The organism is Flavobacterium psychrotrophum (assembly GCF_003403075.1).
Taxonomy (GTDB): Bacteria; Bacteroidota; Bacteroidia; order Flavobacteriales; family Flavobacteriaceae; genus Flavobacterium; species Flavobacterium psychrotrophum.
The window spans coordinates 85,604-100,560 of the sequence record NZ_CP031557.1 but is presented as its reverse complement, the minus strand read 5'-3'; the positions used below and the strand labels follow the sequence as shown (position 1 = coordinate 100,560).

The following is a 14,957-nucleotide window of genomic DNA, read 5'->3' as shown; positions in this document are numbered from 1 at the left end:
GTGCACACCGCAGCCCCGTTGCCATAAGCGAAAGAGTTAATCTTTAGTATAGTTCGTTCAAACTATCCGCCCCTTTGGTAACCCACCAAAGGGGCTTTTTTATTTTCACCGAATCTTAGTCCGTTCAAATTCAATAAAATCATTAAAAAATTCAAAGTCATGAGCACACAAAAATTTTCTACAGCAGCACTACACGCAGGTCACGATGTAACTAAAAATGGCGGAACCCGCGCTGTGCCTATCTACCAGACCACATCATACGTTTTTAATAATGCTGAGCACGCAGCTAACCTTTTTGGCCTTGCAGAACCCGGCTTTATCTATACCCGGCTTAATAACCCTACTAACGATATACTGGAGCAGCGCCTTGCAGCGCTTGAAGGTGGTATTGGCGCAGTAGTAACAGCATCGGGCACTGCCGCGCTTACCACAGCCCTGCTTGTATTGCTTAAGGCAGGCGATCATATTGTAGCCAGCAACAGCCTGTATGGCGGCACTTACAATCTGTTTAATGTAACCCTGCCCCGCCTTGGTATTACCACAACTTTTGTAGATCCGGCAGATGCCAAGAATTTTACCAATGCCGCACAGGAAAACACCCGCGTGTTCTTTGCAGAGTCATTAGGCAACCCTAAACTCGATGTACTCGACCTGAAAGCCATTTCGGCAGAAGCCAAAGCATTCAAAGTACCATTTATTGTAGACAATACAGTACCTACCCCCTACCTGCTTAACCCTATTGCCCACGGTGCAGACATCGTAATACACTCCCTTACAAAATATATTACCGGAAATGGCACATCGCTGGGTGGTGCTATTGTAGATGCCGGAAACTTTGACTGGAGCAGCGGTAAGTTTCCTGAATTTACTGAGCCTTCTGCCGGATACCACGGTCTTGTTTACCATGAAGCTTTAGGCCCTGCAGCCTTTATTGCAAAAGTACGCATAGAAGGCCTGCGCGATTTTGGCGCAGCATTGAGTCCGTTCAATGCATTCCAAACCATACAGGGACTTGAAACACTACAGGTACGTATTGAAAAACACAGCAAAAATGCACAGGCATTGGCCGAATGGCTCGAAACCCGCGACGAAGTAGCATGGGTAAATTACCCAGGGCTAAAATCGAGCAAGTATAATGACCTGGCTAACGAATACTTGCCTAACGGCAAAAGCGGACTGGTAACCTTTGGCCTGAAAGCCGGCTTTGAAGCCGCTAAAAAAGTAGCCGACGAAACTAGGCTGTTCTCATTACTGGCAAACATAGGCGATACCAAGTCGCTCATAATTCACCCGGCCAGCACCACGCACCAACAGCTTAATGATGAGCAACAGGAAGCAACGGGCGTTACAAAAGACCTTATCCGGCTATCTGTAGGTATTGAAGATATCGAAGACCTTAAAGCAGATTTGCAGGCGGTGTTTGAGAAGATTGGTATACCTGTTGGGGTTTAAAAATGGAACGCGGATGACACGGATTTAGCGGATATCCGCAGATTTTTAGAAGAAATCCTTACCCTCACCAAATCATCAGGAGAAGGAAGAAAAACATAATGTTTGTTATTTGGTTTGTTGTAAACTGTTCCCCGTCCGCTCAATTGCGGGGACAGTTTTATTTAAAAAAGAAAAGAAATGCCTGACGTAAAAAATATAATACTCCCCTACTGGCAACTGGAAAGCGGCAAGGAACTGCAATTGGTTACGCTGTCATATCAGGCCTTTGGCCCGAAAATTGGCACTGCCCCCATAATTGTGGTAAACCATGCACTTACCGGAAACAGTAATGTTAGCGGCACTAATGGCTGGTGGAATGACCTTATTGGCAATGCAAAAACTATTGACACACGCCATTTTACAGTCATTGCCTTTAACACTCCGGGAAACGGTTATGATGGCATTGCACAAAACCTCATCCATGATTATATGGATGTGACGGCTGAAGATGTTGCTAAGTTATTCTGGCAGGGACTTAACATTTTGGGTGTAGGCAAGCTCTTTGCGCTCATCGGCGGAAGCTTGGGTGGTGGTATTGCCTGGCACATGGCCGCACTTGAGCCTGAACGTACCGAGCACCTTATCCCGATTGCTACAGACTGGAAAGCCACCGACTGGGTTGTTGCCAACACACTTGTACAGGAGCGGATATTAAACAATAGTACCAACCCCATTGCAGATGCACGCCTGCATGCCATGCTGCTGTACCGCACACCACAGTCGCTGCAACAACGCTTTAACAGGAAAAACCTGGATGGCATTTATGATATAGAACTTTGGCTCGACAAGCATGGTAAAAAACTCGAAAACCGTTTTACGCTTCCCAGCTACAAGCTTATGAACCAACTGTTACGCACTATAGATATTACACGCAAAAAGAATTTTCTGGCTGCGGCCAAAAGGATAAAGGCAAAAGTGCACCTGATAGCTGTAGATACCGATTTGCTTTTTACGGCCGATGAAACCCAGATTACCTATGTTTCGCTTAAAGCTGCAGGAGTAAGCGTTACCTATAACGAAATACGATCAGTACACGGGCATGATGCTTTTTTAATAGAACACCTGCAGCTTGGACGAATATTCAAGCCTGTGTTTGAAGAGAATTACACAAAGTTTCACGAAGAAAGCGCAAAGGAACACAAAGTTTGATTTTACGAGTCCTTTGATATGTTGCACAAAGATTTGCAAACACAGGTGCTCGGAAGAGTTTAAAGAGTTAGTTGACTATCCAAATAACCCTGTTCAGCTTCGGAGAAGCGGCATGTCTATAGAAAATGAGTGGAGGGCATGGTCAGGAGTTCCGGAGGAACGGCACATAGTTACAAAAATATGCCGCTCCTCCGGAGCTATATTCACTCTGACGTTACAATTACTATAAATATGTCGCCCCTCCGGGGCTCTTCAACTGGCAAGTCTTCCGAACACCTGTGATTAATAAAACTTTGCGGGATTTCGAGTTCCTTTCCAAAACTTCGCGAAACAAATATGTTAAATATTAAAATTAAATTTTGATAATCGAAAAATATATTGCATTTTTGACAAACAACAAAGAAATCGTCATGAAACTTAATATTTGTCCATCCGTGTACATTATGTGGAAACAGCTTCCGGCAGAGGCGCCGTTGTATTCCTTTTAAGTTTCTAAAAGAACATAAAAATTACAAAGCCCCTGCACAATAAAAGCAGGGGCTTTTTGTTTATAAGATAAGAATACTATTACAAAGTAAAAAAGATATGAATACCGTAACCGTTAATAATTATTGTAAACAGCTAATTTGCCAGTCGTCATCGTGTATGATGCAGGCAGTGCAGCCTATACCCCTACCAAAACGGTCGTCAGTATAAACGTAGTTTATAATTTATGTGCGAAGGCTCTTTTGGTAATAACAACCCGAAAGAGCCTTTTTTTTATTTGTAAAAGTTCAGTTCATCAATCTCAACAACCCGATCATTATGAAAGCACCATCTATCAACGTACTGGGCTACACAGGCCAAAACAGCCAGTTTGTAGTAAAAACATCAAACGCCGATTTGCGCATTAACCAGAGCACACAATATGTACCGCAAACACCTAACCCGTATGAATATATACTGGCAGGTTTTGCAGGCTGTATTAACGCACTGGGGCAAATTGTGGCTGTAGAGCTGGGTATTGCCTTAAAGTCGTTACAGATAGAAATTACGGGCAACCTTACCGGCTCCCAAAAAGAACGCCCCGGCTTTGATAGTATCGAGATTACCCTGAAACCGGCGGCTGCGGCACCGCTTGCCACACTTCAAAAATGGATGAAAGAAGTGCAGTTTCGCAGCCCGGTTTATGAAAATTTAGTAAATAACACACCCGTAAGCCTTAGCCTCTATGAGGATGCTGCGGTAGTATAAATTTAATATTGCTGACCTGTCATTCTGAACGGCGCGATAGCAGAGTGAAGAATCTCATTTTTTTTGAGATTCCTCCTACCGTCGGACATGAGCATCGGGGACTGGCAAAGAAATAAGAAAATTGCTATGCAGCACTTGCTATATTGTAGCTATAAATAAATTCAAACCTACAAGGTTTTAAAACCTTGCAGGTTGAAAACATAAGTTTGTTTTAAGTTGTTTTTTGTTTGTTTAAGAGCTGCCTTTGATTCGGCACCAAAGGCAGTTTCTTTATTAATTTCTAAAAGTAAAGACCATTATGGCACATAAAATAAATATCGTATTGTTTGGCATAGGTAATGCCGGCAGTGCCCTCATAAATAAAGTAACCAAAGACCGGGATAACCTGGTGCAAAACATTCCGGATATCCGTTTTCCGGTAATAACAAATAGTAATGTAGCCTTTTTTGAAAAAGACGAAGATGGCTATGCATGGGAAGCCAATTTTATACGCTTTGCCATTCCTTTTAAAATAGACGATGTGGTAGAGTATGTACTGGAGCACGACCTGCATAACCTTATAGCGGTAGATGCCACACCCAGTGCAGCCCTTGCAGCAGAATATCCGGACTTGGTTCGTACAGGCTTTAGCATCGTATCTATAAACGAGAGCCTGCAATATCTGCCCGAAAATTTTGAAAAAGGCATTAACTTTTTAACTGCCACACGTGGGTTGGGCTATAAGTTTATCAACAGCGTACCGGGAGATGCAACCGCCGCCGGAGATGCCTTATATAAAGGTGTACTGGAAGTAGCAGGAAAAATTAAAGAGGCAACTGTATAGTTGCCTCTTTAATTTTTAAATAGCTGTACTCTACTCTATACGGCTCAATCTATAGTATTGCTACGCCTTATCTGCAATTGAAAACACGAAAATCCTGGCTTTAGTAGGCAAATAATCAATTCCGCCTAACAGTTCAGCAGCATTTTCATTAGGCACAACGTTCAGCACTTTATCTTCGGGCAGGTTTATAACTGCTTTGGCTATATTTTTTGCGCTGTCCACCCCATTAAGGTTATTATTAAACGCTACTTTATCGCTCTTTGGTCCGTTTGAATGCCATGATATCTTTCGCAATATAGTATTCACATTCTTTTTACGCGCTATATGGAGGTGCTGCTTACTATTATCAGAACCTGGTTTTTCTAATCTTTTCCAGTAGTCCATCACACCGCTGTCAGTCCATACGCCTTCATCTCCATTTTCTGTTTCAGCTGTATTACGTACTATTATAATATGAAAGTGGTTTCTTTCATCCGCCTGAGATGCGTTAAGGTGCGATTTAAATGTTTTCATTTCTTATATAAGTTAAAGAACGAATAATCAGTATTCGTACCGTTGCGAATTTACGCTAATATTAATGGATAATCAAGAGGGGTGATTTTGGCAAAGGTAGATGCACTATAAAATAAGCAAATATTTGTACCTAAACTATTATTTGCATTCTACAAATCTATATCTTACTTTTGCACTGTTCTTTAACACAATTGTTATGTTATCACGAAAGGCAGAGGGATTAGACCCAATGAAGCCTTAGCAACCCTTTACTATAAAGAAGGTGCTACATTCTACTTCGCTTAGGCGCAGATAGATAACACAAAAGGAATTTTCTCCTTCTCCCCCTACTGATGACATGATTTTAAGAAACAAATTTCAGGTACCGATTGGCAACCTGAAACTTTAAACTTGAAACAAATTTTATGTCAGTATACAAAGCTATCAATGAAAGGATACTCGTGCTCGACGGAGCCATGGGTACCATGCTGCAGCGCTATAATTTTACCGAAGACGACTTTAGGGGTAGCCGCTTTAAGGACTTCCCTCACCCGCTTAAGGGCAATAATGACCTTTTAACGCTTACACAACCCGAGGCAATAAAAGACGTACACCGACAGTACTTTGCCGCCGGTGCCGATATTGTAGAAACCAATACCTTTAGCGGTACTACTATAGGCATGGCCGATTACCACATGGAAGATTTGGTTTATGAACTTAATTATGAGTCGGCGCGCCTGGCACGCGAGGTGGCCGATGAATTTACAACAGCCAACCCGGAGAGGCCGCGTTTTGTAGCTGGTTCTATAGGCCCCACTAACCGTACTGCCAGCATGAGTCCCGATGTAAACGATCCCGGTTATCGTGCCGTAACGTTTGATGATTTGCTTATTGCGTATAAAGAACAGGTAAAAGCGCTTATTGCCGGCGGTTCAGACATACTTTTGGTTGAAACCATTTTTGATACGCTTAATGCCAAGGCTGCCCTTTTCGCCATCGAAGAAGTTAAAGATGAACTGGGTATTGACATCCCAATCATGGTAAGCGGAACCATTACCGATGCTTCCGGGCGCACATTAAGTGGGCAAACCGTAGAGGCATTCCTTATATCCATATCGCACATTCCGCTATTAAGCGTAGGCTTTAACTGTGCCCTGGGTGCAGACCAGCTAAAGCCCTACCTAAAAAGGCTGGCACATAACACGCAGTTTAGCGTTTCGGCACACCCTAATGCGGGCTTACCAAACGCCTTTGGTCAGTACGACCAGACTCCCGAAGAAATGCAGGTATTAATCAAGGAATACCTTGACGACAACCTTATCAATATAATAGGCGGCTGCTGCGGCACTACGCCTGAACACATAAAATTAATTGCTGCCGTTGCCTCGCAATATCAGCCCCGAAAAACTGAGGTAACCGCATAATGGCAGAACAGAGATATCTTAAATTATCAGGCTTAGAGCCATTGATCGTAACACCCGAAAGCAACTTCATTAATGTGGGGGAGCGGACGAATGTTACTGGGTCAAGAAAGTTTTTAAGACTTATAAAAGAAGAAAAATACGAGGAGGCTCTTGATATTGCCCGTGCTCAGGTAGATGGTGGCGCGCAGATTATCGACGTAAATATGGATGAGGGAATGCTTGATGGCGTGTATGCCATGACCAAATTCCTGAACCTTATTGCCTCTGAGCCGGATATTGCCCGCGTACCCCTGATGATTGACAGTTCTAAATGGGAGATCATCGAAGCAGGGCTTAAAGTAGCTCAAGGCAAGAGTGTGGTAAACTCCATCAGTCTTAAAGAGGGCGAGGAAAACTTTATCCATCATGCTAAAAAGATAAAACGTTACGGCGCGGCGGCCATCATAATGGCGTTTGACGAAGCCGGACAGGCCGATACTTACGAACGCCGTATCGAGATATGTAAACGCAGTTATGATATACTGGTTGAGAAAGTTGGCTTTCCTGCGGAAGATATAATTTTTGACCCAAACATATTTCCCGTGGCAACGGGTATGGAAGAACATCGCCGCAATGCAATCGACTTTTTTAATGCCACAAAATGGATACGTACTAACCTGCCCCATGCTCACGTAAGCGGTGGTGTAAGTAACGTATCGTTCTCCTTTAGAGGTAATGACCGCGTAAGGGAGGCCATGCACTCTGCATTTTTGTACCACGCTATTCAGCATGGTATGGATATGGGTATTGTAAACCCTGAACTTATCGAAGTCTACGACAACGTAGATAAAGATTTGATGGAGCATGTGGAAGATGTACTGCTCGACCGCCGCGATGATGCTACAGAACGCCTCTTGGCCTTCGCCGAAAATGTGAAAGGTGACGTAAAAACCACCGAAAAACAAATACAGGAGTGGCGCAGCCTGCCCGTGCAGGAAAGGCTAACCCATGCCCTTGTAAAAGGCCTTGACGAATTTATAGAAATTGATGTAGAAGAAGCACGTCAACTTGCTGAGAAGCCCATACAGGTTATTGAAATTAACCTGATGAGTGGCATGAACGTGGTGGGCGACCTCTTTGGCAGCGGAAAAATGTTTCTGCCGCAGGTAGTAAAATCGGCACGGGTAATGAAAAAAGCCGTGGCTTACCTACTTCCATATATCGAAGCTCAGAAAGATGGAAAATCATCAAGCGCCGGTAAAGTGCTTATGGCAACTGTTAAGGGCGATGTACACGACATTGGTAAGAACATCGTAGCCGTAGTATTGGGGTGTAATAATTTTGAGATCATTGATCTTGGGGTAATGGTTCCGCCTGAGCGTATTATAGAAACCGCCGTTAAAGAGCAGGTAGATATCATAGGGCTTAGTGGACTTATAACGCCTTCGCTGGACGAAATGGTATATCTGGCCAAAGAAATGGACAGGCTAAATATAAGCATCCCTATAATGATAGGCGGTGCCACCACCAGCCGTGCGCATACCGCTGTAAAAATAGCGCCGCAATACCGCGAAACAGTGGTGCATGTTAATGATGCCAGCCGTGCCGTAACTGTTGCCGGTAACCTGCTTAACAGCGCAAAAACAGAATATGCACAGGGCATACGCGAAGAATATGATAAACTGCGTGAAGGCTACCTTAACCGCAGCCGCGATAAAGATTTCCTTAGTATTGAGGATGCCCGAAAAAACAAACTTCAACTGGACTGGGAAAATTTCACTGCTTTTGTACCAAAGCAACTAGGCGTACATACCATTTATCCTAAGCTGGATGAACTGGTGGAGTTTATCGACTGGACACCATTTTTCCAGACGTGGGATTTGCACGGTAAATATCCCGCCATATTAACTGATAATGTAGTGGGCGAACAGGCACAATCGCTTTTTGAGGATGCACAAAAAATGCTGAAACAAATTGTAGACGAAAACTGGTTTGAAGCCCGTGGTATTTACGGAATATTCCCTGCGAATACGGTTAACGATGATGATATAGAACTGCTAAATACGTCCGAAGCAGGGGTTGGGGGGCTTTTCTTGACACTTCGTCAACAATCTCAAAAAACCAAGGGTGCGCCAAACATTGCGTTAGCAGATTTTATCGCCCCAAAAAACCTGAACAAACAGGATTACATGGGCGCATTTGCTGTGACCACCGGATTTGGTGTAGATGAAAAAGCCGCTGAGTTTGAAAAGGAGCACGATGACTACAACTCAATCATGGCTAAGGCACTCGGCGACCGTTTTGCAGAAGCTTTTGCCGAATACCTCCACAAAAAAGTACGTACTGAGATTTGGGGCTATGCTGCCGATGAACATCTAACAAATACCGATCTTATAAAGGAAGAATATCAAGGCATTAGGCCTGCACCAGGCTATCCTGCCTGCCCGGATCATTTAGAAAAAAACACGATTTGGCAGGTGCTTGATGTAGAGAAACAGATAGGCGTTACCTTAACCGAAAGCCTGGCCATGTGGCCTGCCGCATCGGTATCAGGATATTATTTTGCAAATCCGCAGAGTAAGTATTTTGGCCTTGGTAAAATAAAAGAGGACCAGGTTATAGATTACGCAAAACGCCGTGGCGTACCAGAAACAACTGCCTTTAAATGGCTTAACCCTAATATAGCAGATTAATTGGTTAATGGTTGATAGTTATTGGTTGTCAGGGCTTACTCATGATCATCCAACAACCAACAACCGGCAACTAACAACCAAGAAAAGAATGAAAGTAACCGAACATATAGAGAATGCCCAGGGCAAAACACAATTTTCTTTTGAGATATTGCCACCGCTTAAGGGGCAAAACATACAGTCTATTTTTGATGGTATAGACCCGTTAATGGAATTTAAACCTCCTTTTATAGATGTTACCTACCATCGGGAGGAATATGAATATAAGGAACTACCCAGTGGCCTGCTAGAAAGGCGCGTAGTTAAAAAACGCCCCGGCACTGTGGGTATATGTTCTGCCATACAAAACAAATACCAGGTAGATGCCATTCCGCATATATTGTGTGGTGGGTTTTCTAAAGAAGATACTGAGAACTTTTTGATCGACCTCGATTTCCTTGGTATACAGAATGTAGTTGCCCTGCGTGGCGACGCGGTTAAGAGCGAAATATACTTTCGGGCAGAAAAAGACGGGCACAATTATGCCACTGAACTGGTAAGCCAGATCTCCAGCCTTAACGACGGTATATATCTTGATGATAACCTGCAAAACTCGGCAAAGACCAACTTTTGCATTGGCGTAGCCGGTTACCCTGAAAAGCACATGGAGGCTCCCAGTTTAGACAGCGACATGCATTACCTGAAACAGAAAATAAAAAACGGTGCCCAATACATCATCACCCAGATGTTTTTTGACAACAAAAAGTTTTTTGACTTTGTAGCCAAGTGTCGTAAAGAGGGTATTACCGTGCCTATAATTCCGGGACTTAAGCCCATTGCCACTAAAAAACAGCTAAATACCATTCCGCATCGTTTTAGTGTGGACCTGCCGGACGACCTTATTATGGCGGTGGTAAAAGCTAAAGACAATGATGCTGTAAAACAGGTAGGTATTGAATGGTGCATTGCGCAAAGCAAAGAGCTTGTTAAAGCCGGTATACCGGTACTGCATTACTACAGCATGGGTAAGGCTGAAAGCGTTAAGGCAATTGCTAAGGAGATATTTTAATTTAGAATTTTTGGTATATTAGATTGTCAGAATTACAGATAGTTCAACAATGACATCAAAGGCACAATAAACGGTGCCTTTTTTTGTTTTTAAAAGAAACCTATACCAATCAAAATGAAAAAAGATGTCTTTTTAATGATGCTATTGCTGTGCAGCATTGCAACCTTTGCACAGGATTATCCTTTTCTTACTTCTTCTACAAGAAAGCAAAAAAAACACGAGTTTACAGAATATCTTAATACTTTTCCGCAAAGTAAATACGATAGTCTCTTTTATGCAATAAAGCGACTTAAAGATGATGGTACCACTTACACACGCGCTTATGCCGATTCTATTTTTAAAGCCAGAACCAAAGATGCCTCATATTATACCATAAAATCATACCGCGACACTGTAAGCAACCTGTTTTACGAAATACTGCATAAACGTACAGATGAAGAAGTAAAGGCAGATAATAAACACTGGAACAAATACTTTAAAGAGGATGACAAGAACCGTAAAAAATTAATGCGCTCTACGATTGATGATCTTGTAATGACAGATATACACGGTAACCTTTATACATCTAAAAGTCTTAGTGATAAAATAATAATACTCGATTTTTGGTTTACAACCTGTGCTCCCTGTATACAGGAGATGCCTGACTTGAATAAAATACGCGAAGAATTTGGCACCGATGAAGTAGCGTATTTTGGAGTAACTTTTGATGAAAAGACCAAAGTAGAGACATTTTTGGGTAAGGTAAAATATGACTACACTATTGTAGCTGATGCAAAAAAACTGTGCGATCGTTTTGGAATAAAATTTTATCCTACTACCCTTGTTATTGATAAGGAGGGAAAAATACAATACACCGGAGAGTTTATGGGCTTAAAAGACAAACCTAAGGACTTAAGGAAATTACTAAAAAAACTTACATCGGGTAAAAAACCCAAAATTGTTGCCGGCCCATTAGAAAAACAGGATTAACATTTAAATAACCCATATTTACCTACATTTTTCTTAAATTCCCTTTCATTTCTCATATATTTGCCGCTTAACCAATAAAATGAGGCAAGTAACCCTGTTTCTGCTGTTTTTTTCGTACCTGTTATCTGCTCAGCAAACCCCTGAAGGCAGTTACACTGTTGATGCCAATTATTTTTATGGCAACATTATTCCGCATCGCAAAAGCATACAGCACCTCATTACGGCACATCCTGAAGGTATTATTATCAGCTTTAACCGCAAAACCTTTGGCAACCACGAGTGGGAAAGTACCTTTAACTATCCTGATTATGGTGCAAGTTTTCATTACCAGGATATGAAGAACCAGGCGCTTGGCGAAATGTTTGGGCTTTATGGGCATTACAATTTTTACTTTTTTAACCGCTGCCTTATGTTCCGCCTGGGGCAGGGTGTGGCCTATAATACCAACCCTTACAATAAGGAGACTAATTTTCGCAACTATGCTTATGGAGAGCATTTAATGCCGTCTACTTATTTTATGCTGAACTACACAAAACACGATATTATAAAAGGGTTAGGCATACAGGCCGGACTTATTTTTGTGCACCACAGTAATGCCAGCATGAAGTCACCCAATACCAGTACTAATACACTTGCTGTAAACGCAGGGGTTAACTATACCTTTGGCAGAAAGCCTGAAAACGTATATCATACTATTATGCATGATACCGTTTATGATTACAAACAACCACTACATTATAACATTGTATTTCGCGGCGGCGTAAACCAAAGCGATGTTATAGGCAGCAAACAATACCCCTACTATACCATTGGCGGTTACATAGACAAGCGCATAAGCCGTAAAAGCGGGTTTCAATTTGGAGCAGAATTTTTTATCCCGAAATACCTTAAGGATTATATTCGCTATATGTCTGTCGCTTATCCCGAAACACCAACTAACCCTAATACCGATTATCATAAAGTGGGCGTTTTTGGTGGCTATGAGCTATACATCAACCGTATGTCTCTAGAAGGCCAGGTAGGCTATTATGTATATGAGCCTTATAAAAGTACAGGCAGCCTGTACCAACGCGTAGGTATGAAATATTATTTCTCTAAAAACATCTTTGGGTCAGTTGGCTTAAAAACGCATGGTGCCAAGGCAGAAGTAATGGAATTTGGTATAGGGTACCGTCTTTAATTATTTTGAATTATGAATTACCTGTTTCGGATAGTTATCTTAATACTCGTTTTTGTTACGGTTACATCCTGTAATGGTGATAATGCGCCTGAATGTTTCAGGAAAATGGGTACTACTGTAGCCTATGAACTTGCAGTGCCAGATTTTACAGCCATACACGTTTCGGCAGGTATTGAGTTGGTTATTGTACAGGGTGATACCCAAAGCGTAATTGTACAAACAGGGGAACACCTTAAAGAATATATTACCGCAACAGTTACAGATAGTACGCTGATGCTTACCAATGCTAATAACTGTAACTGGGTAAATGCATATAAAACCACAACCATAACGGTTACCACTCCGCATCTCGAAAAGATCTTTACGGCTACACAGTTTGCCGTGCGGTCTGCTGGTGTGCTTAAATTTCCATCCTTATATGTGCAGTCCGGGCTTATAAGCGAAACCGCATCGGGCACAGTAACCCTTGACCTAGATTGTGAGAATTTTACCGTGGAGGACAACCAAAACTTATACTGTATAATTAACGGTCGGGTAAATAACCTTTCGGTAAATTTTTATGCGGGCGATGCCCGATTTGACGGCACTAACTTAGCAGTAGAAAATGTAAGCATTTTTCACCGCAGTAGTAACGATATTATGGTAAAAGCAAACCAGAAAATAAGCGGTGAGATATATTCTACCGGAAATTTAGTATTGCTCAACCAACCGCCAGTTGTGGATGTGGGTCGGGTATATACCGGGAAAGTTGTATATAAGTAGTTTGGGGTGATGGATTGTGTATGTTCCATTCCGAACGCAGTGCAGCGCAGTTGAGGAATCTCGTAAAAAACTTTATAGAGATTGCTCCTTCTGAAAATCTGAATGAGAAACCCTATAATTTTCTCTTTTTAGGATTCTTTCGGTTAGAAAAAAAAGAAAGCACCTCAACTGTATCGCCGTTAATCTTGTAATAAAGTGTATTAAACGTTACGATTACAACCCTTCTGATATCTTTTTTAATATCTGAAACCTGAAAGAGAAATGGATTTGAGGATATTAGCATCAATGTTTGGTCTAAGGCGGCAGCCAGATTTCTAAGCTCTCTTTCTGTCCAATATTCCTCTAGGTAAATAATAGTCGTTTCTAATTCCGCAAGTGCCAAATCAGTCCATAAAATTTTATAACCATTTTGCATATAACTTCCTTGCTTCGCTGTTTGGGTTTAATTTACCTGCATCTGCTTCAGCAATTCCCTGCTCTACCGCTTTTCTTTCATCCAAAGAAATATCTTCCCACCAGTCTTTCTGACGGTTACGCAACGCTGCTATCTGGTCAATAACAGTCATATCTTCAACGGTAGAAAGCCATTGTATGAGCTCAAGTTTTTTTTTCTCTATCTGCAATTCAACTCCCATAACTTTTCGCTTTTAATTACTATCTCAAATATACAAAATCTTATTTGTAATATCTTCTAACACTTCTCATCGCTATCCTTTTCAGGCAGGTTAGTATCAGGCACAGCTTCTCCTTGTTCTTTATCTTTGTCTATTTCTTCAACCCACCAGGGTAATGGTACGCCACACATGGTTACTTCTTTTTTGTCATTTCCCTGAAAACAGTTTCCAGATTTTTGCCTTTAAGAGTAAGCTGCAGAGTCTTAAGGTTGTTGTCGTGTGCAAAGTCAAACACGGCAGGGCGCATGTCTTTATCGGCAGTAAAGGTAAGTACCCAAATATTATCCTTCAGGTTTGTACTATCGGTAAGTTCAGGAATGGTTTGCAGGGCTTCGGCAGTTACCGGCTGGTCAAATTCCACCTCAATAACCTGTAGTTGCTTATCATCCTTTACAAGATTATTAAGCTTCTTATCTGTAACTATCTTACCTTGGTTGATAATAATAACACGGTCACAAATGGCTTCTACCTCCTGCATAATGTGCGTACTTAAAAATACGGTCTTATTTTTCCCAATGTTACGTATCAGTCCGCGAATTTCAACCAGTTGGTTAGGGTCGAGTCCTGTGGTAGGTTCATCCAGTATTAAAACTTCAGGATCATGCAGCAGTGCACTTGCAAGACCCACACGCTGGCGGTAGCCTTTACTAAGTGCGCTAATTTTTTTATGCGCTTCTGGCGTAAGGCCTGTAAGCTGTATTACTTCCTCAATACGGTTTTTGCTCACATGATATACATCTGCATTAAAGGCCAGGTATTCGCGCACATACAGGTCAAGGTATAGCGGATTATGCTCCGGCAGGTAGCCTACCGATTTTTGCACGGCTTTTTGTGCTGTCGTAACATCGCTGCCATTAACGCTGGCCGTACCATTATCAGCAGCAAGATAAGTGGTAAGTATTTTCATGAGGGTGGATTTACCGGCACCGTTAGGCCCCAAAAATCCTACGATCTCTCCCTTGTTTATTGAAAACGAAACCGCATCAAGCGCTTTCTGTTCGCCATAACTCTTTGAAATTTCCTTAACCTCTATAGACATGTCC

At 42.1% G+C, this 14,957-nt stretch carries 14 protein-coding genes and 1 riboswitch; of the genes, 10 read left to right on the top strand and 4 right to left on the bottom strand.

The annotated features are described in order from the left end of the window. Positions 1 to 159: 159 nt before the first annotated feature. The 4 genes from DYH63_RS00450 to DYH63_RS00435 all read left to right on the top strand — a co-directional run bounded on the left by DYH63_RS00450 (position 160) and on the right by DYH63_RS00435 (position 4,696). Positions 160 to 1,452: an O-acetylhomoserine aminocarboxypropyltransferase/cysteine synthase family protein gene (locus DYH63_RS00450; protein ID WP_116786923.1), complete on the top strand. Its 1,293-nt coding sequence runs from the start codon at positions 160 to 162 to the stop codon at positions 1,450 to 1,452. 177 nt (positions 1,453 to 1,629) lie between these two features. Continuing rightward, complete coding sequence (locus tag DYH63_RS00445) at positions 1,630 to 2,640, top strand: alpha/beta fold hydrolase (RefSeq protein ID WP_116786922.1); 1,011 nt, start codon at positions 1,630 to 1,632, stop codon at positions 2,638 to 2,640. Positions 2,641 to 3,444: 804 nt separating this feature from the next. After that, positions 3,445 to 3,873 carry an OsmC family protein gene (locus DYH63_RS00440; RefSeq protein WP_116786921.1) on the top strand — a complete coding sequence of 143 codons (429 nt, stop codon included), beginning with the start codon at positions 3,445 to 3,447 and terminating at the stop codon, positions 3,871 to 3,873. Between the two features lie 298 nt (positions 3,874 to 4,171). Next, positions 4,172 to 4,696, top strand: coding sequence for a hypothetical protein (locus tag DYH63_RS00435; RefSeq protein ID WP_116786920.1), 525 nt, complete (start codon positions 4,172 to 4,174; stop codon positions 4,694 to 4,696). 60 nt (positions 4,697 to 4,756) lie between these two features. Here DYH63_RS00435 and DYH63_RS00430 read toward each other — a convergent pair whose 3' ends face one another. After that, positions 4,757 to 5,209 carry a DUF6367 family protein gene (locus DYH63_RS00430; RefSeq protein WP_116786919.1) on the bottom strand — a complete coding sequence of 151 codons (453 nt, stop codon included), beginning with the start codon at positions 5,207 to 5,209 and terminating at the stop codon, positions 4,757 to 4,759. A 196-nt stretch (positions 5,210 to 5,405) separates the two neighbouring features. Continuing rightward, a riboswitch (SAM riboswitch) is annotated at positions 5,406 to 5,511 on the top strand. 102 nt (positions 5,512 to 5,613) lie between these two features. Between DYH63_RS00430 and DYH63_RS00425 the strand changes: the two genes are divergently transcribed. The 6 genes from DYH63_RS00425 to DYH63_RS00400 all read left to right on the top strand — a co-directional run bounded on the left by DYH63_RS00425 (position 5,614) and on the right by DYH63_RS00400 (position 13,240). Continuing rightward, complete coding sequence (locus DYH63_RS00425; RefSeq protein WP_116786918.1) at positions 5,614 to 6,612, top strand: homocysteine S-methyltransferase family protein; 999 nt, start codon at positions 5,614 to 5,616, stop codon at positions 6,610 to 6,612. Then, the gene (gene metH, locus DYH63_RS00420) at positions 6,612 to 9,284 is read left to right on the top strand and encodes a methionine synthase (RefSeq protein WP_116786917.1); all 2,673 of its coding nucleotides are present in this window, start codon (positions 6,612 to 6,614) and stop codon (positions 9,282 to 9,284) included. Before DYH63_RS00425 ends, metH begins: the two co-directional genes overlap by 1 nt. An 88-nt stretch (positions 9,285 to 9,372) precedes the next feature. Next, positions 9,373 to 10,329, top strand: coding sequence for a methylenetetrahydrofolate reductase [NAD(P)H] (gene metF / locus DYH63_RS00415; protein ID WP_116786916.1), 957 nt, complete (start codon positions 9,373 to 9,375; stop codon positions 10,327 to 10,329). Between the two features lie 114 nt (positions 10,330 to 10,443). Beyond that, positions 10,444 to 11,298, top strand: coding sequence for a TlpA family protein disulfide reductase (locus DYH63_RS00410; RefSeq protein WP_116786915.1), 855 nt, complete (start codon positions 10,444 to 10,446; stop codon positions 11,296 to 11,298). Between the two features lie 79 nt (positions 11,299 to 11,377). Further along, complete coding sequence (locus tag DYH63_RS00405; RefSeq protein ID WP_116786914.1) at positions 11,378 to 12,478, top strand: acyloxyacyl hydrolase; 1,101 nt, start codon at positions 11,378 to 11,380, stop codon at positions 12,476 to 12,478. A 12-nt stretch (positions 12,479 to 12,490) separates the two neighbouring features. After that, positions 12,491 to 13,240 (top strand): head GIN domain-containing protein, encoded by a 750-nt coding sequence (locus DYH63_RS00400; protein WP_116786913.1) that lies wholly within the window; start codon positions 12,491 to 12,493, stop codon positions 13,238 to 13,240. Between the two features lie 112 nt (positions 13,241 to 13,352). Here DYH63_RS00400 and DYH63_RS00395 read toward each other — a convergent pair whose 3' ends face one another. The 3 genes from DYH63_RS00395 to gldA all read right to left on the bottom strand — a co-directional run bounded on the left by DYH63_RS00395 (position 13,353) and on the right by gldA (position 14,953). Further along, on the bottom strand, positions 13,353 to 13,655 hold the full coding sequence (locus DYH63_RS00395) for a type II toxin-antitoxin system RelE/ParE family toxin (protein WP_116786912.1): 303 nt from the start codon (positions 13,653 to 13,655) through the stop codon (positions 13,353 to 13,355). Next, the gene (locus DYH63_RS00390) at positions 13,639 to 13,875 is read right to left on the bottom strand and encodes a hypothetical protein (protein ID WP_116786911.1); all 237 of its coding nucleotides are present in this window, start codon (positions 13,873 to 13,875) and stop codon (positions 13,639 to 13,641) included. The genes DYH63_RS00395 and DYH63_RS00390 overlap by 17 nt, the downstream gene beginning before the upstream one ends. Before the next feature lie 172 nt (positions 13,876 to 14,047). Beyond that, on the bottom strand, positions 14,048 to 14,953 hold the full coding sequence (gldA, locus tag DYH63_RS00385) for a gliding motility-associated ABC transporter ATP-binding subunit GldA (RefSeq protein ID WP_116786910.1): 906 nt from the start codon (positions 14,951 to 14,953) through the stop codon (positions 14,048 to 14,050). Between the last annotated feature and the right edge of the window lie 4 nt (positions 14,954 to 14,957).